Annotated in this window: 16 protein-coding genes; 15 read left to right on the forward strand and 1 reads right to left on the reverse strand. The window is 56.9% G+C overall.

The features are described 5' to 3' along the window. Window positions 1-6 precede the first annotated feature (6 nt). A complete protein-coding gene (locus BJL95_RS12520; protein WP_064030476.1) occupies window positions 7-414 on the forward strand; it encodes a flagellar basal body-associated FliL family protein in 408 nt (135 codons plus the stop codon). Here the strand turns inward: BJL95_RS12520 and BJL95_RS12525 are convergent. Further along, complete coding sequence (locus BJL95_RS12525; protein ID WP_071158369.1) at window positions 403-825, reverse strand: HIT domain-containing protein; 423 nt, start codon at window positions 823-825, stop codon at window positions 403-405. The two genes, BJL95_RS12520 and BJL95_RS12525, sit on opposite strands and share 12 nt — an antisense overlap. A gap of 543 nt (window positions 826-1,368) precedes the next feature. Between BJL95_RS12525 and BJL95_RS12530 the strand changes: the two genes are divergently transcribed. From BJL95_RS12530 to BJL95_RS12595, 14 genes are all read left to right on the forward strand, one after another. Then, window positions 1,369-2,820 (forward strand): ATP-binding protein, encoded by a 1,452-nt coding sequence (locus tag BJL95_RS12530; RefSeq protein WP_083385976.1) that lies wholly within the window; start codon window positions 1,369-1,371, stop codon window positions 2,818-2,820. A 25-nt stretch (window positions 2,821-2,845) separates the two neighbouring features. After that, the gene (locus BJL95_RS12535; RefSeq protein WP_083385997.1) at window positions 2,846-3,541 is read left to right on the forward strand and encodes a response regulator; all 696 of its coding nucleotides are present in this window, start codon (window positions 2,846-2,848) and stop codon (window positions 3,539-3,541) included. A gap of 849 nt (window positions 3,542-4,390) precedes the next feature. Further along, window positions 4,391-4,972, forward strand: a complete 582-nt coding sequence (locus BJL95_RS12540; protein WP_175463708.1) for an energy transducer TonB — start codon at window positions 4,391-4,393, stop codon at window positions 4,970-4,972. A gap of 9 nt (window positions 4,973-4,981) precedes the next feature. Continuing rightward, complete coding sequence (locus BJL95_RS12545; protein WP_071158374.1) at window positions 4,982-5,689, forward strand: MotA/TolQ/ExbB proton channel family protein; 708 nt, start codon at window positions 4,982-4,984, stop codon at window positions 5,687-5,689. Then, complete coding sequence (locus tag BJL95_RS12550; RefSeq protein ID WP_071158376.1) at window positions 5,679-6,089, forward strand: biopolymer transporter ExbD; 411 nt, start codon at window positions 5,679-5,681, stop codon at window positions 6,087-6,089. The genes BJL95_RS12545 and BJL95_RS12550 overlap by 11 nt, the downstream gene beginning before the upstream one ends. Window positions 6,090-6,225: 136 nt before the next feature. After that, window positions 6,226-8,604, forward strand: a complete 2,379-nt coding sequence (locus BJL95_RS12555; RefSeq protein WP_071158378.1) for a TonB-dependent receptor — start codon at window positions 6,226-6,228, stop codon at window positions 8,602-8,604. Window positions 8,605-8,703: 99 nt separating this feature from the next. After that, a complete protein-coding gene (locus BJL95_RS12560) occupies window positions 8,704-9,705 on the forward strand; it encodes a hypothetical protein (protein WP_071158380.1) in 1,002 nt (333 codons plus the stop codon). Next, window positions 9,692-10,678, forward strand: a complete 987-nt coding sequence (locus tag BJL95_RS12565) for a 4Fe-4S binding protein (RefSeq protein ID WP_071158382.1) — start codon at window positions 9,692-9,694, stop codon at window positions 10,676-10,678. The genes BJL95_RS12560 and BJL95_RS12565 overlap by 14 nt, the downstream gene beginning before the upstream one ends. Before the next feature lie 21 nt (window positions 10,679-10,699). Continuing rightward, window positions 10,700-11,980 carry a double-cubane-cluster-containing anaerobic reductase gene (locus BJL95_RS12570; protein ID WP_071158384.1) on the forward strand — a complete coding sequence of 427 codons (1,281 nt, stop codon included), beginning with the start codon at window positions 10,700-10,702 and terminating at the stop codon, window positions 11,978-11,980. After that, window positions 11,977-12,780, forward strand: coding sequence for an acyl-CoA dehydratase activase (locus BJL95_RS12575; RefSeq protein ID WP_071158386.1), 804 nt, complete (start codon window positions 11,977-11,979; stop codon window positions 12,778-12,780). The genes BJL95_RS12570 and BJL95_RS12575 overlap by 4 nt, the downstream gene beginning before the upstream one ends. 7 nt (window positions 12,781-12,787) lie before the next feature. After that, window positions 12,788-13,471: a sulfite exporter TauE/SafE family protein gene (locus BJL95_RS12580; protein WP_139306243.1), complete on the forward strand. Its 684-nt coding sequence runs from the start codon at window positions 12,788-12,790 to the stop codon at window positions 13,469-13,471. A 133-nt stretch (window positions 13,472-13,604) separates the two neighbouring features. Further along, the gene (locus BJL95_RS12585; protein ID WP_083385980.1) at window positions 13,605-14,798 is read left to right on the forward strand and encodes an efflux RND transporter periplasmic adaptor subunit; all 1,194 of its coding nucleotides are present in this window, start codon (window positions 13,605-13,607) and stop codon (window positions 14,796-14,798) included. Beyond that, window positions 14,798-15,502, forward strand: a complete 705-nt coding sequence (locus tag BJL95_RS12590; RefSeq protein WP_071158390.1) for an ABC transporter ATP-binding protein — start codon at window positions 14,798-14,800, stop codon at window positions 15,500-15,502. Before BJL95_RS12585 ends, BJL95_RS12590 begins: the two co-directional genes overlap by 1 nt. Further along, window positions 15,496-16,713: an ABC transporter permease gene (locus BJL95_RS12595; protein WP_071158392.1), complete on the forward strand. Its 1,218-nt coding sequence runs from the start codon at window positions 15,496-15,498 to the stop codon at window positions 16,711-16,713. The genes BJL95_RS12590 and BJL95_RS12595 overlap by 7 nt, the downstream gene beginning before the upstream one ends.

Below are 16,713 nucleotides of genomic sequence, written 5' to 3' on the forward strand. Positions count from 1 at the left end.
ATCCCCGTGCGTACTTTGGTTTTGTTGATCAGTTTGTTGCTGTTACCCGGTTTGTCCGCCGCCAACTCCGGCGAAAAAAAAGCCGATGAAAGCGCCGGCCCGGTCATCGAGTATTTGGAGATGAAGCCGGCCTTTACCGTCAATCTGGCCGAGCCGAAAAAATACCTGTTGTTGAACGTGCAGTTGCTGGTGGAAGGGGCCGAGCCGGTCGAAAAAATCAAAAAACACATGCCGTTGCTGCGCCATGAAATGATTATGATGTTGAGTGGCTTGCATGCCGCCGACTTGCAAACGATGGAACAACGCGAAGGTCTGCGTTTGAAAACCAAGGAAATGATCACCGGTTTGTTGACCAAGATTCAAAATCCGGATGGCTTCCGCGATGTGTTCTTCTCCGAATTCCTAATCCAGTAACTGACCGCGCAGAGCTTGGCGCATTTGCTCGATGCGCCGTTCCGCCTGATCGCCGGCATAGGGTTGCGGCGGAAACTTCCCCCAGACGGGCGCCGGCCAGGCCGGATCGGTCCGATAGCGGGCGATATGATGAATATGCAGTTGCGGTACCAGATTGCCGATCGCCGCGACGTTGAGTTTGTCGGGCCGAAACATCGCCGTCATCGTTTCCGCCAATAGGCAAGACTCCGCTAGCCACAAAGACCGGTCCCGATCGTTCAGTTGATATAACTCAGTCAAGCCGCCGCGTTGCGGTACCAAAATAAACCAGGGATAGGCGCTGTCGTTCATCATCAGCAGCAGGCCCAGCTCGAACCGGCCGACTTCGTGGCAATCTTGTCGCAATTGCGGGTGGAGGTGGAACGAGGACATGGGCTTCTCGACTAAAGATGATTGATGGACGGTTTTCAGACTTCACCATGATAACGGCTAGCGATGGGCCAATCAAAGTCAAGACATTTTCCAGGATCGACATTCCCGTCCTGTCGTTAGTTTGTCGCGGCGTTGATCGGTTAATTTGCCAATCACCTCTCGGGCGCGTCGTTATTATGCTTCTTTCGAAAGCGGGCAAAACTTGTTTCAAGCGGATTGTCGCCGGATACATTCGGGACTTTTTGCAAATCGCGCTCGTCATTTTTCCGTCGTTTTAAACCCTGTTTGCCTCTGCACCTCTATCCAAGAGTCTTCGGTTTAACTCGGTCAAATGGCTTTGAAACCGCACGGATATAGGTCAAATGACATAGGTTAGTTTTAAATAATGGCTAAGTGCATAATAAAAAAGCGCAATTTTTAGGGCATAAAGTTTGCTGTTTGCTTAATTTGGGCGACGTTCGGTTAGGTGTTCTGGTCGAAGCGGGTGAGTTTTTCCACTATTGCCGATTAAACTCTACTCAATCGGGAGCCGGACGAGTTGCGATGTTTACGATGCCGATACAGCATAAATTGTTTCTGGTTTTGTTAATGACCACGCTGCTACTGGTGGGTGGCATGTTTGGCATCTTACGCTGGTCGTTGGCCGATAGCTTCAATAGCTACTTGGAACGGCTGCAAACCGATCGGGTCGGCCGCTTGGTCGATTCGCTACGCGGCTGTTATGTCAGGCACTCTGGATGGGATGTGCTGCGCAAGGATCGAGGACATTGGGTCGATCTACTTTGGAAGGCCAATCACCATGCCAATCCTCCCGACGAATTCAAGGCCCTAGCCGACTTTCCGGAACCCGAGTGGCCGCCAAAACGCTTACCCGGCTACGGTTACGGATCGAACGACGCTCATTTCGAGTTGCGCGTGATGTTGTTGGACGAATCTCGCCGCATCGCGGTTGGGCGCGAGGACTTAATCGACAAGGCCGATCTGCATCCGATTGTCCTTGAAGACCAAACGGTCGGATATTTGGCGTTGCTGAAAAGTAAACGCAAGATGAACTCGACCGAAATCAGCTTTTTCAACCAACAAAGCCGGACTTTTACCTGGATTACACTCGGTATGGTGGTTTTGTCGTTTCTGATGTCGATTGCATTGGCTTATTGGTTGGGCAAACCCTTGAAGGACATTGCCGACGTGGTCCGTCGTCTGGCCGCCGGCGACTATCGGCCGCGGGTGAATATCGGGACTCGCGATGCTCTCGGGGGATTGGCTGGCGATATCAATCAATTGGCCTTGGTATTGGATCAAACGGAGAAGCTGCGCAGGCAATGGGTGGCGGACGTGTCTCACGAATTGCGCACGCCGTTGTCGATTCTGCGGGCAGAGCTGGAAGCTTTACAAGATGGGATTCGGCCGCTGGAACCTGGAGCGGTGGATTTGCTGTTAAACGACGTGTTGCGCTTGTCGCGCTTGACCGACGATCTCTACCAATTGGCATTGAGTGATCGTCAGGCCATGACCTACCAATATACCCGAACCGAGCCGCTGCCCATTTTGGAAACCTTGGTGCGAACCTTAACCACCGAATTCGAGAGCCGCTCGCTCACTCTGGAGTTGGCGATGCCTTGGCTGGATAAGGTCAAGGTATGGGCGGACCCGGACCGTTTGGCTCAATTGTTCGGCAATCTGCTGATTAACAGTTTACGTTACACCGATCCGGGCGGTTGTCTGCGAATCGCTGGACATCTGGATGCCGGCAAATTGCGTCTGGAATTCGCCGATTCCGCGCCGGGGGTAGCGGTGGCCGATTTTACAAACATCTTTCAACGGTTTTATCGCGTGGAAATGTCGCGAAATCGCCAGCATGGCGGCGCGGGATTGGGCTTGGCGCTCTGCCAAAGCATCGTCGAAGCCCATGGGGGCAGCATCGAGGCCGGGCCGTCCGAACTGGGCGGTTTACGGATATCGGTAGCCTTGCCATTATTGGATAACGAAAAGTGATGGAGGATTTGCGATGGGAAGGATGATGGCGAACGAAGCGGAGTTGAGCTTGGGTAACGTCGTGATTATTGAAGACGAGCCGCAATTGGCTCAACTACAAGCCGACTATCTCGATCATGCCGGCTTTCAAACCAGCATCATCGGCGATGGGCAGCGAGTTTTGCCTTGGCTAGCCAGCAACCGTGCGGATTTGATCGTGTTGGATGTGATGTTACCGGGCGTGGATGGTTTGACACTGTGCCGCACTATTCGCCGAAATAGCGAAATCCCAATTTTGATGATTAGCGCCCGCGGGGAGGAGGCCGACCGGCTGTTGGGTCTGGAATTGGGGGCCGACGATTATCTGTCCAAGCCATTCAGTCCGCGAGAAATGGTGGCTAGGGTGAAGACGATTCTGCGACGAGCCAAGCCCAGCCAAACCGAGGCCGCTCCGGGATTGTTACTGGACGCCGAGCGTTTGACGGTCTCGGTCGGCAAGGTCCGTATCCAATTGACCTCGGTCGAATTTCAATTGTTGCAAGTGTTGTCCCGCCAACCGGGGCGGGTGTTTTCGCGCGCGCAATTGATGGATGCCATCTACCGTGATCAGCGGGTCGTTTCAGACCGGACCATCGATAGCCATATCAAGAAATTGCGTAAAAAACTCTCTGAAATGTTGCCTGCTCGCGAGTTGATTCAATCGGTTTACGGTGCCGGGTATCGTCTCGAATGTACCGCCTAAGCGGTCCGGTCGGCCGGTCCCATTAGTTTGAACCGGTCCCGGACTATGAATTGTCAGAGTCCGGGTAAATTCTTCAAGCATTCTTTTGTTGTTCCTAGCTTGGCTCGCCTGAAATCTCGCGAGCCGTCGTTCGTTGCTTGTCCTGATCGAGATTTTTCCGATAGAAGCGTGGTTGCTTAGGCCGGAAAAGCGCTATTACGCGGTATGGGATGGCTTAGACATCGTCGCTGTCTTCTCGGAATCGACGCGATGCGCTTTGCCGCAGCGGCGGGCGAGGGCAGCCGGGGTTAAGCATCCGTTGGGTTGGAATTTGTTGTTTGGGCAGATAGGTTCGAAGCCGTTGTTTGGCTGTCCCGGCGCTTAACCTTGAGCGCGAAGACCCTGGGAACTGAAAGTGACTGTCGATTGAATCATTTGCACAATTTTTCCTTATTTCGTCCATATTCCATGCAAAATTTCCGGTTATTCTGATCAACAGTAAGGCCGAGCGATGCTCGGCCGATTTGTCGATCAAGGAGGGATGAAATGGAAGGTTTGCATGTCGCATGCGGATGGACGGGCCGTCGCGGACCTGTATCCGGCTTTTCGCTAGGCCAGCGTTTTAGTGTGCTGTAGAACCGGTCGAACATGTACGGTCAAGCCCAACTCTTTGACGCGCGGATCGCCGGTTTTGCTCCCTCGGAGTCGGTGTGTGCCTCCGATCGGATCCAGGTCGTTGCCGCTAGGGTTCACCGTTATTTCGCGGGACTTTTTGGCGACGAGCGACCCTCGAATGTGTTGGCGCTACTGTCTATATTTGTAGTCTGTGCTCACCTGCTGGCCCTAATGGTCTTCTTGGTTCGGTCCGAAATGAGCAAGCCACCGCAAGCATTGCCGATGATGGTGTCGTTGATTAGCCTGCCTCCCGCGCCGCAAACTCAGCCGCCGGCCCCTCAACCAATGCCTCAGCCGGTTAAACCGGAGGCCAAGCCCGTCGTCAAGAAGCCGTTAGTCAAGCCTCCAGCCAAGCCGGCGCCGAAACCGGTCCAACCCAATTCAGCGCCGATTGCCCAGGATGCGCCGATCAGCGATGCGCCAGTTCCGGCGCCTACCCCCGTTGCCGCCTCGAGTCCGACCGCCGCGAAGTCGGCGCCGCCGGCGGTCACCGAGGCGGATTATCGCGCCAATTATGCGACGAACCCGCGGCCGGTGTATCCGGCGGTTGCCCGTAGTCATGGCTGGCAGGGCAAGGTGGCGTTACGGGTAGCCGTCACCGCCGAGGGGTTCGCCGCCGACGTCAAGGTTGAACGTAGCAGCGGATATGATGTACTAGACGAGGCGGCGGTCGAAGCCGTTAAGCAGTGGCGTTTCCTGCCCGCCAAACACGGCGACACGGCGGTAGCAAGCTCGGTCGTGGTGCCGCTAAATTTCGCGCTGCGCGAAGAACAATAGGAGTTGTCAATGTTCGAGATGTTCGATCAAGCCAAAATTGTCGATGCAACGCTGTATGTCTTGTTGTTATTTTCAGTGATCACCTGGGTGTTGATTTTGTTCAAGACCTGGCAATTTTCCAAATGCGGTTATTACAACCGCCGTTATAGCGCCGCGTTTTGGGATGCGCCAGACCTGGACGCCGCGGCGCGGTTGGCGGAATTGCAGAGCAACGGAACCACGGTGCGGATCGCTGTTCACGGTTTCAAATGGCTGTCTCAATTTCACCAGCCGGAACGCGTGGACGCGATGCGTTTTCGCGGGGAGCCGAGGAAGTTGTTGGAGCAGACGCTACGCAACCAAACCCAGGAACAGCAGCGCCGGATCGAAAGCGGCTTGACGATGCTGGCCAGTATCGGAAGTACCGCGCCCTTCGTCGGATTGCTCGGCACGGTGCTCGGCATCATGAAGGCCATGCACGACATTAGCCGAAACGGTTCGGCTAGTCTGGATGTCGTGGCTGGGCCTATCGGCGATGCCTTGATTGCCACCGCGATTGGTATCGCCGTCGCGGTACCCGCCGTGTTGGCTTACAACTTTTTCATGCGGCAGGCGAAGCATCACCGGGCCGCTCTGGAACATTTCGTCGACGGATTTCTACATATCACCCAGGGCGATCAGCAGCCGTTCGGTCTGAAAGTCGTCGACGCGCCAGTGAGGCTGTCACGTGGGCTTTAAAGCACAGGCTCGAGACGACGACGCGGTCGCCGAAATCAACGTCACGCCTTTGGTTGACGTGATGTTGGTGCTGGTGATTATTTTGCTGGTCACGGCCCCCCTGCTAACGCAGTCGATGCAAGCGGCTTTACCGAAGAACGCGCAATCCGAGGCAGTCATCGAAAAGCCGCCGTTGGAACTGGCAATCGAAGCCGACGGTGCGATTCGATTGAATAAACAGTTTGTCGCCGATCTGGATGCGTTGCAAGCCTCGTTGCAAAGGACTTACAGCGAAAATCCGGAGCAAACCGTGCATCTTAGCGCCGACCACGGCGTTCACTACGGCAGAGTGGCGCAAGTGATGGCGGCAGTGAAACACGCTGGTATCGTCAAACTAGCGTTGGTCACCGTCGAGCCCTAGACCATGGATTCCCGTCGAATTCAGGCCGCCGCAAGCGCATCACGAAATCGTCAACTCGAGACTCGCCGGTGATTCCGGTATTCGAGCGGCGATCGACTTAAATGGACATTAACCAAACATAATCAGGAGAGCGTTTATGCGGAAAAATAACAACGAGGCGAGGGATGAGCTTACCCGCCAACTGGCGTTTTGCGCGGTCGCCGTGTTTTTGGTGGGCGGCGCGTCGAATCCGGTGCGCGCGGCTGATGCTGAAGTTGTCGGCGACGGCAGTCAAGCGAGCGACGTGGTGGAGTCTGTCACCCCCAAGCCGAAAAAATCAGCCGCCGAGCTGGATGAAGACTTGGACGAAGTGGTCATCTCCGCCACCAAGACCGCGACCGCGCTGGTCAATGCGCCGGCGGCGGTTACCGTAATCGGCCAAAAGGACATGGAAGCTCGAAATGTGGCTAGGTTGGGTGACATCCTGACGAAAACACCTAGTTTGTACTTGGGCTTTCCGGCTCTCGGCCAAACCCAAGGCTCTTCGGGGTCCGGCAATTTTTCGCTTCGTGGCGCCAATACTCAGCGCACGCTGGTGTTAATTGACGGCCAGCCCTTGCAGGACGGTAACTCCAGCAGCATCGATTGGCGGACGGTGATGACCGACGACATCGAGAAAGTCGAAGTGGTCCCCGGCGCATTCTCGTCGTTGTACGGCAGTAGCGCAATCGGCGGCGTCATCAACGTGCTGACCAAGAAGCCCACTAAACATGAGTTGACGATACGCGGCAAAAAAGGTTTTCAAGATGCCGAGGGCGAAGACACCAGCATTTTCTTTCGCGAACGTTTCGCCAACGGCTTGGGGGTGGTCGCCGGTTTCGGTTACATGGACCGTGACGGCTACACCAACGAATACAACGTGCGGCCGGTTACCGCGACAGCGGCGACGGTTGCGAATCCGGTGGTGAGCGGCGCGGTGCCGACTACCAACGTGCAAGGCGCGCCGGCTTACATCATCGGCGAAAAAGGTCGTAGTCCTTGGACTCAGATGAACGGCACCGCCAAGTTCGATTACCAAATCACCGACAATGATAAAATTTTGGCCGGCTGGTCGTTTTCCGATTACGCGATGGGCTACACCCCGTTCAATAGTTTTCTGCGCAACGCCGCCGGGCTACCGGTCTATTCCGGTAACGTCAACATCGACGGCCACCGGATAGGTTTATCGCAAAGCCAATTCGTCAACAGCGCGCCACTGTACTCGGCCACCAATCGATATTTCACCAATTACGAGCATAAATTTGGGCCGGGATCGGCGTTGAAAGCCAATTTCGCCTACATAGATCGCGAGTATTCGTTCAGCACGGTCAGTACCGCGGCAACGCAGTTCAACGGTGCCGGTACCTTGACCGACGCCCCCAATGCCGGATTGGACGCCGACCTGCAGTACAATTTTCCACTGCACTTTAACGGTTTGCCGTTTGCCAGGGACCATGTGTTCGTCACCGGCGCGAATTTGCATCGGGAAACCGTCGATCGGGCCACCTTTCGTTTAACTAACTGGCGCGATCCAAATAGCGCCACCACGAAAACCACGGGCTATATCGGCGAAACCAAGATCTATTCATTGTATGCCCAAGACGAGATCAGCGTATTCGAACCCTTGACCGTTTACTTGGGTGGGCGGATGAACTGGTGGGAAACCGAGGGAGCTTTCGAGCAATTGACCGCACCGCTCACTCGAGCCACTTACCCAAGCCGGGGGACTACCAACTTCAGCCCCAAATTTTCCGGGGTTTATAAGCCGCTGGACGAATTGACGCTGCGTGCCTCGTGGGGAACATCTTTCCGGGCGCCGACCAATCTGGACTTGTATTCCACTTCGGTCATCAGTTCCTCGACTTCGCAGACCGGCTTTCTGACCACGCAAAGCGATCCCACTTTAACGCCGGAAACCGCGACCAATTGGGAGTTCGGCGGCGAGTGGCGAATGAACCCGAAAGTGATGGTGGGCGCGACCTATTACGAAACCTTGATGAAAAACCTGATTTATTCGAAAAACGTCGATTTGTCGTTGACGCAACGGGTCAACGCCGGCGCGGCGCGGATTCGCGGCGTGGAGTTGTCGTTCGGTACCAAACCTTGGGACTGGCTGGAGTTTTACAGCAACTATGCCTACATCGATTCCAATATTCTGGCTAACGCCGCCGACCCCAGTAGCGTAGGCAAGCATCTGACCTCGGTGCCCAAACACATGGTTAAGGCCGGCTTCATCGCGACTTACCGGGATTGGTCCGGCAGCATGGAATTCAATCATTTCAGCCACCAGTACGTTCAATCCAATAACTCCGACATCGCCGACAACGTGCCGGGCGCGCCTAGCGAGTATTCGGTGGTTAACGCCAAGCTGGGCTACAAAATCAACGACATGATCAAGTTCAACACCGCGATCAACAATCTGACCGACGAAAAGTATTACCAGTTTTACTTGATGCCGGGCATCAACTTGACCACCGAAATCGTGCTGTCGTTTTGACGCGGCGGCGTTCGGCTGATGTGTTCGGGCTGATTTGCCGGAAACCGCGAAACCTCGGTGCGCTGGGCGATCATCGTAAATGACTGACAGGAGAATGCTATGAGCCTATTGTCGAGATTGGGTGCCGTGCTGTTGGGCTGCAATTTGAGTGCGGCCGCGGCCGCTCCGGCCCTGGGGCCTATGTGGTTGACCGAGTCCGGGCCGGGCAAAGCCGCCAAGGCCTCTCGCGGCGCCGAGGCGCGCGGCAGCTACACCGAAGGCGAAAGTATGGATAACACCCACGGCGCGACCAAGCACCTGTGGTTGCGGGCCGGCGACGACGTGTCGGCCGCCGGCTTCGTCAAACCGAACGGTATGCCGGCGACCGTGTGCCTGATCGATGGCGCCGGCCAACGCCGGGATTTAAGGGCGGCCGACCAAAACGGCTGGTATCACGTCCAGGTGGATTTGCCGGAATTGGGTTTTTACAACGCCTATTTGGTGCGGAGCAGCGTCGATGCCGGAGTGTTGGATGTCAATGTCGCCAAGGCCGAGCTGTTGAAAGGCACCTGCTGCGTGAAGAACGCCAATGACGAACTAACCCGAACCGCAATCAACTCCGAAGCGCCGTTGGAGTTGGTCAGGACTCATTTGCCGGAGGAAGGCTTGTTCACGCGCTTGTCGTCCGGGGATACCCTTAACTTTACCGTTCTAGCCAACGGCAAACCTCGAGCCGGGGCTACCGTGACAATGATTACCCAGCAAGGCTGGAAAAAGTCGGCGATCGCCGATGGCGAAGGGCGGGTGAGCTTTACGTTGATCCGAGACTACTTTCCGTCATGGAACGATTTCCAGCGCCGCCATCAGGAAACCTTTCTGGTCGTGGCCGAACACGAGGAGCAGACCGCCGGCGGCGCGTTGAACGGCGAGCGTTACAGTGCAACCCGCTATCGCGCCACGTTGTCCGGTAACTATTACCCGTCGTCGGCCGATTACCGTTCCTACGCGATCGGTTTGGGGGTGGGTTTGTTCGTGGTGGCGTTCGGCGGATTGGCGATCTTTCTGTTCCGCCGTCGGCGTTTGAAACCCTATCGGGAGGTGCGTTTTCATGAAAGCTATTGATGCCTTCAAACGGCGCTTCGATCTGATTAATTTCAACCGGTTTCGATTCTGGTTACAGCTGAGTTTTTTCGGATTCTTCGTGTACGGCGGCTTCGTCGGCATCGAATTGGGCAACAGCATACCCACCTTCTCCTGCGGCTATAACTCGGCGGGGAGGGCTGGCCTGTGTTATTTGATGACCTTGCAGCACCAGATGGAATGGCCCTGGCATAAACTGGCCAGCGCCGCGGCGTTGACGATACTGACCGGTTTCGTCGCGTTCCTGTTGTGGTTCGTGGTGTTAAACAAAGGCTGGTGCGGCTTTGCTTGTCCGTTGGGTACGATTCAGGACTGGATTACCAGCTTACGGCGACTGACCGGCATCCGCTACTCGCGCTATAGCTCGGATCAGTTCAATCGCCTGACCTATATCAAGTACCTGTTGCTGGCGCTGATGTTTTTGATTCCGTTGGGCATCGGCGGCGGTTGGTTTTCGCATGACATGAAATTGCCGTTTTGCGCGATTTGTCCGGGTCGAGCCCTGATCCCGGCCTTCGCCGGGAATTTCACCCATTTCACCGTCGATTTCAGTACCAAGGCGGCCACCGTGATGACCAGCCTGGGCATGATTGTCACCGGTCTATTTTTCGTGGGTTGCTTTGTCAAGAAACGGTTTTTCTGCTTTTTTTGCCCGATGAGCGCACTGCACTATTTGATTTCCAAGCCCGCCTTGCTGACCTTGCGCAAGGACGGCGATAAATGCACGCGCTGCGGCGATTGCTACCGGGTGTGCGATCTGGAAATCAAGGCCATCGCCGACGACGTGCAAAACCCGCACATTATGATGGACGACTGCATCATGTGTTTGAAATGCGTGGCGGCCTGCCCGGAAACCGGAGCCTTGAAGGCCAATTTCGCCGGGCAAACCTTTTTCGAATCGACCGAAGCCGGTTTTATCAAGCGCATGAACCCTAACCAACACGTCAAGGATTGAGCCGGCGGGCCGAGGCAAATCATGAATTCGTTATCCCTAAACGGTGAGAAAAAGCCGTACCACATGACGCGACAAGCGCAGGAATCGGAAGTCGTCCTCAACCAGATCGTCGACGAATTCGAGGACAATCCTCGGTCGATGGACTATTTCTATGATTTGTTCCGCCGCTTGTATTGCCGGGGCGAGGCCTTCGAGCGCGACGGCGTGCTGATCGGTACCACTTGCATCCAGGCGCCGGAGGAACTGGTCTATGCCGCCGGCGCCACGCCGGTTAGATTGTGCAATGGCTCCTACCACAACGACCAAATCGGCGCCGACTTCATGCCCGCCAAATCGTGTTCGCTGGTCAAGGCCACCTTGGGCATGCTCAAAGCGGAAGACACGATTCCTAAGATCGGCGACTTGGATCTGATTATCAACCCAACCACATGCGACCAGAAAAAGAAAGCCAGTTCGATGATGGAAGACATGGGCTACCGGGTTTACAACTTGGAGTTTCCCAACATCAAGGAAAGCGAGGAAGCCCGGCTCTACTGGCAGCGTACGGTGCGGCGTTTCGCCGCCGAATTGCATGCGCTGACCGGTAAAAAAGTCACCCGCAAGCGGCTCAAGGAGGCGATGGGCAAGACCAGTCGCGCGCAGCGAGCGTTCCGGGAGTTACTGAGCTTTCGCTTGGTCCACCCGCCGGCGATTCTGGGTAAGGACATCTTTTTGGTGACCAACGCCTACTTTTTCGACGATATCGACCGCTGGACCGCTGCGGTGGAGGCCCTGATCGGCGAGCTGAAACAGCGTGCGGAAAAAGGTTTCGGCGCTTGCCAGAAAAAGGCGCCGCGGATTCTGTTTACCGGCTCGCCGCCGATCTTTCCCAATCTGAAACTGCCGCTGTTGATCGAGCAATCCGGTGGCGTCGTGGTTGCCGACGAAACGTGCTCGGCCAATCGTTTGCTATACGACATGACCGCTGTCGACGAATGGATGCTCAACGACATGATGGACAGCCTGGCCGACAAATATCTCAAGCCCTGTACCTGCCCGATTTTTACCCGCAACGACGACCGCAAACGCCGATTGCTGGAACTGGCCAGTAGTTTCCAGGTGGACGGCGTGGTTTATCAAGCCTTTGCGGGCTGCCAGGTCTACGAAATGGAGCAGCGCAGCGTCGCAGAGGCCCTGAATGCCAAGGGCATTCCGATGCTCTACGTGGAAACCGATTACAGCCCGGACGACAAAGGCCAGCTTTCCACCCGGATCGAAGCCTTCGTCGAATCGTTAAAAACCCGCAAGAGGCAACGCAAATGAATTTTTTCGCAGGTATAGACATCGGCTCGACCGCCATCAAAGTGGCCTTGGTTGACGAAGAAGGCCAATTGACGGGTGTGCACGTCACCGACTCCGGCAGCTTGTTTCACAAGAACGCCAAGAAAGCCTTGCAAGGCTTGCTGGATCAAGTCGGCGTCGAGGCCGGCCAAGTCAAGTATTTGATCGCCAGCGGCTATGGCCGCAAGTTGTTCAAGGAGGCCGACGACTCGATCAGTGAAATCACGGCCAATGCCATCGGCGCCCACGAAGTCGGCAAGGCCTTCGGCGGCGTGCGCACCATTATTAACATCGGCGGCCAGGACTCCAAGGCCATCCAGATCGACGACACCGGCAACGTGTCGAATTTCGTGATGAACGATAAATGCGCCGCCGGTACCGGCCGCTTCCTGGATGTGGCGGCTCGCAATCTGGAAATCGACCTGGAGGAGTTGGGTGAGTACCACATGAATTGCACCAAGGTGCCGTTGGACATCAACAGTACCTGCACCGTGTTCGCCGAATCGGAGATCATCGGTTTGTTGGCCAACGGCCACGGCAAGGAGGAAATCATTGCCGGCATTCATTATTCGATCGCCAAGCGCACGGTGCGCTTGGCCAAGCGAGTTGGCCTGGAGGATAGAGTGTATTTCGACGGCGGGCCGGCGCTGAATAAGGGTCTGGTGTCGGCGATTCAGGATTTGCTGGGGCGCGAACTGGTGGTGCCGGATTACCCGCAGACCACTACCGCGTTTGGCGCGGCGATTTTGGCGCGCCGCGAGTTCATGGCCGAACAGGATTGAGTTGGTGATGGAAACCAATCTGTGGTTGGGATTACCAACCGCGATGAGCCTGGGCTTCTTCTTTGGCATGGGGCCGTGCATTTTAAGCTGCCTACCGTTTCTGGCGCCGGTATTTATCGCCCATTGCGGTGGCGTCAAACAGTCGTGGCGGATTCTGTTGCCGCATAGTTTGGGCCGGGTAACCGGCTACAGCTTGTTCGGTCTGGCGGCTGGCTGGGGCGGCGAAGTCATCAATAACCGTATCGACGACACTACCACTCGTCTGGTGTTGGGGATTGCCACGCTATTGGTCGGTTTGGCCTTAATGGTGCGGATGCGCTCGAGTCGCGGTTGCCCCAAGCGTTCCGGGTGGGGCGCGCGACTGACCGAAAAATGTCGGGGCGCGGCGCGCTTGTTGCCCGATGGCTTGTTTTTCCTGGGCCTCAGTATGTCGCTGGCGCCGTGCGTGCCGTTGAACATCGTGATGTTGTCGGCGGCCGCGACCGGCGACCCGTGGGCGGGCTTAATTCTCGGACTCGGTTTCGGCTTGGGCGCGATTACGGTGCCGGCCTTGGTTTACGGTTTGGGCGTGGCTTACTTCGGTGGACGCTTGCGTCAGCAGTTGGGGGTTTGGCTGCCGCGCATCGAAAACCTCAGTGCCGGTTTGATGATACTGGTCGGCGTCGGCAATTTATTGCGATTAGCCAGTTGACCATGATCGGTTGCGCACGCCAATCCCGGCTCGGATCGAGGCCTCGCGTTGGGGGCGCTAAGCGTTCCGGCGAGCGGGGCGTCGTTCACCACATTTGTTTACGGAGCCGATTCGGCTCGAGTTTGATTTGACCATGACAACTAAACCCATTATCGGCGCGGTTCTAATCTTGGCGCTGGGCGGCGCTTACTGGGCTTCGCAACGCGCGGATGCCGCCAATGCCGCCAGTCGTTACAAGACTCAAGCGCTAACCACCGGCGACGTGGTGCAAAGTGTGTCCGCCAACGGCACGTTGAATCCGGTGCGGATGGTGAATGTCGGGACCCAGGTGTCCGGCACGGTTAGGAAGCTGATGGTTGATTACAACGATAAGGTCGAACAAGGCCAGGTATTGTTGGAACTAGACGATGCCACCTACGCCGCTCAATGGCGGCAAAGCAACGCGGCGCTGGCGTCCGCCAAGGCCGGCTCGGCGCTGGCGCAAGCCAACCGGAATCGCCTGCAAGGCTTACTGGCGGGCGAGCACGTAACGCAGCAAGAATACGACCAAGCTGTCAAGGAGGCTCAAGCGGCGCAAGCGATGGTGGAGCAAGCCCAGGCAGCCCTAGAAAAAGACCGGGTCAATCTGGGATACACGGTGATTCGTTCGCCGGTGTCCGGGGTGGTCGTGGAGCGCTTGGTCGATGTCGGCCAGACCGTGGCCGCCAGTTTCCAGACACCGACACTGATCCGTATCGCTCAGGACTTGACAAAGATGCAGATCGACTCCAGCTTCGCCGAGTCCGATATCGGCGGCATTAAAGTCGGCCAAACCGCGCAATTCACCGTCGATGCCTTTCCCAACGACACTTTTCGCGGCAATGTCACCCAGATTCGGCTGAGCCCGATCATCGATCAGAACGTGGTGACCTACGATGTGGTTATCGCGGTCGATAATCCCAAGCTGCAGCTGTTTCCCGGCATGACCGCCTACGTCAACATCGCGATAGCCGAGCGCCACAATGCGTTGTTGGTGCCGAATTCGGCATTGCGCTTCAAACCCGGCGCCGAGAGCGGTAAGTCCGGCAAGGGTGGAGGAGGCGAAGGCGGCAAGGATCAGGGCGGCAACGCTAAACCGGTCAAAAAGTCGTTATCGGCCGGTACCGCCTATGTATTGGATGCCGACCGGCAACCGCGGCAGGTCGCGGTGGAAATCGGTCTTAGCGACAACCGGATGACCGAGGTGCTGGCCGGTGAGTTGCGGGCCGGCGATAAAGTAGTTACCGGCGAAAACCGTAAGGTCGAGAAAGCCGGCGGCAAGACGGCCGGCGCGATGAGGCTGTTTTAATGCCGGTCATCAAAACTCGCGGCGTTATCAAGGATTATCCGCTGGCGTCCGGCTGGTTTCGCGCCCTGCACGGCGTGGATTTGGACATTCGCGGGGGCGAGTACGTAGCCGTGATGGGACACTCGGGGTCCGGCAAATCGACGTTCATGAACATTCTCGGTTGCCTGGACCGTTGCAACGAGGGGTCTTATTGGCTGAATAGTCACGAGGTCGGCCGCTTGAGCGGCGACGAACTGGCCCGCTTGCGCAACCAGACCCTGGGTTTCGTGTTTCAAGGTTTCAACTTGTTGCCGCGCATGACGTTGACCGAGAACGTGGCCCTGCCGTTGGTCTATGCCGGCATTGCCAAGCCGGAACGTTTCCGCCGCGCTCGGGAGCTGCTCGAGAAAGTCGGACTGGCGCGCCACGTGGATGCCTTTCCCACCAAGATTTCCGGCGGACAGCAGCAGCGAGTGGCGATTGCCCGAGCCCTGGTCAACCGACCCAGGGTCATTCTGGCCGACGAACCGACCGGCAATTTGGATAGCCGGACCAGCGACGACATCATGTCGATATTTCGGCAGTTGCACGAAGAAGGCATCACCATCGTATTGGTGACCCACGAAAGCGATGTGGCTGAGCACGCCTCGCGGCAAGTGTATTTTCGCGACGGCCGCATTCTCAGTGACCAAGCCACGCTTAGGGCCGAGGACGTGCCATGCTGAGCGCGATGTTGAGCGAGGCCTGGCATGCGATGGGCGCCAACCGGTTGCGTTCGGCGTTGACGATGTTGGGCATGGTCATCGGCGTCGGCGCCGTGGTGCTGATGATGGCGGTCGGCGAAGGCTCGCAGTACGCGGTGCGGCAGTCGATCAGCGCGATGGGCAGCAATCTGTTCATCGTTTCCGCCAGTTTGTCGACTTCGGCGGCCGGCGTGCGTAAAACCGGCGGCACCAAGATTACCGTGGCGGACGCCGAGGCCATGAAGGAATTGCCCGGCATCGAAGTTGTGGCGCAATCGTTGCATCCGGCGCCGGTGCAGGTGATACGCGGCCAGAACAACTGGAGTTCCAGCATCATTGGCGCGGTCCCCGAATATCTCGACGCGCGGAGTTGGGACGTGGTGGACGGTGCCCGTTTCACCGACTCCGACGTGCGCGCCGGCACGCGGGTGGCGTTAATTGGCCAAACCGTGGCCGGCAAGTTGTTCGGTAACGAAGAGCCGATAGGCAAGGTGGTCCGAATCAAACAACAACCGTTCGTGATTCTGGGTGTGCTGGATCTGAAAGGTCAGAGCCTGGACGGCCGCGATCAGGACGACAGCATCATCGTGCCCTTGGTGACCGCGCAACGCAAGTTGTTCGGGCAGACCGGCGGCGGCATCAACATGATTATGGTCAAGGCCGAATCCCAGGAAGTCATGCCGGCGGTGGAAAACGACATGCGTGCCTTGCTTCGCCAGCGCCACCGCTTGCGGGAGGGCATGGAAAACGACTTTTCGATTCGCGATTTGACCGCAACCGCCAATACCGCCGCCGAAACCGCGCGGGTGATGTCGATGTTGCTCGGCTCGATCGCCTCGGTCTCGCTGCTGGTGGGCGGCATCGGCATCATGAATATCATGCTGGTGTCGGTGACTGAACGCACCCGCGAAATCGGTATCCGCATGGCCCTGGGCGCTCGCGAGCGGGAAATCCTGACCCAGTTTTTGTTGGAGGCCATCATCATGTCGGTGATCGGCTGTTTGATCGGTTTGGCCCTCGGCGCGCTCGGCGCCGAGCTGGTGCGGCGTTTCGGGCAGACCACGGTAATTTTTTCCGTCGATTCGGCCGTGATCGCCTTCGGCGTGGCGCTGACGGTCGGCGTATTTTTCGGCTTTTATCCGGCCCGCAAGGCAGCGCGCCTGGACCCGATCGAAGCACTGCGTTATCAATAA

It is taken from the genome of Methylomonas sp. LWB, assembly GCF_001856095.1.
Lineage (GTDB): Bacteria > Pseudomonadota > Gammaproteobacteria > Methylococcales > Methylomonadaceae > Methylomonas > Methylomonas koyamae_A.

Bases quoted from the DNA above. Each gene is read 5' to 3' on its own strand.
- BJL95_RS12580 (WP_139306243.1), top strand. From the start codon at position 12,788: ATGGAAACCAATCTGTGGTTGGGATTACCAACCGCGATGAGCCTGGGC.
- BJL95_RS12530 (WP_083385976.1), top strand. From the start codon at position 1,369: ATGTTTACGATGCCGATACAGCATAAATTGTTTCTGGTTTTGTTAATG.
- BJL95_RS12540 (WP_175463708.1), top strand. From the start codon at position 4,391: ATGAGCAAGCCACCGCAAGCATTGCCGATGATGGTGTCGTTGATTAGC.
- BJL95_RS12575 (WP_071158386.1), top strand. From the start codon at position 11,977: ATGAATTTTTTCGCAGGTATAGACATCGGCTCGACCGCCATCAAAGTG.
- BJL95_RS12565 (WP_071158382.1), top strand. From the start codon at position 9,692: ATGAAAGCTATTGATGCCTTCAAACGGCGCTTCGATCTGATTAATTTC.
- BJL95_RS12585 (WP_083385980.1), top strand. From the start codon at position 13,605: ATGACAACTAAACCCATTATCGGCGCGGTTCTAATCTTGGCGCTGGGC.
- BJL95_RS12555 (WP_071158378.1), top strand. From the start codon at position 6,226: ATGCGGAAAAATAACAACGAGGCGAGGGATGAGCTTACCCGCCAACTG.
- BJL95_RS12570 (WP_071158384.1), top strand. From the start codon at position 10,700: ATGAATTCGTTATCCCTAAACGGTGAGAAAAAGCCGTACCACATGACG.
- BJL95_RS12525 (WP_071158369.1), bottom strand. From the start codon at position 825: ATGTCCTCGTTCCACCTCCACCCGCAATTGCGACAAGATTGCCACGAA.
- BJL95_RS12545 (WP_071158374.1), top strand. From the start codon at position 4,982: ATGTTCGAGATGTTCGATCAAGCCAAAATTGTCGATGCAACGCTGTAT.
- BJL95_RS12590 (WP_071158390.1), top strand. From the start codon at position 14,798: ATGCCGGTCATCAAAACTCGCGGCGTTATCAAGGATTATCCGCTGGCG.
- BJL95_RS12595 (WP_071158392.1), top strand. From the start codon at position 15,496: ATGCTGAGCGCGATGTTGAGCGAGGCCTGGCATGCGATGGGCGCCAAC.
- BJL95_RS12560 (WP_071158380.1), top strand. From the start codon at position 8,704: ATGAGCCTATTGTCGAGATTGGGTGCCGTGCTGTTGGGCTGCAATTTG.
- BJL95_RS12535 (WP_083385997.1), top strand. From the start codon at position 2,846: ATGGCGAACGAAGCGGAGTTGAGCTTGGGTAACGTCGTGATTATTGAA.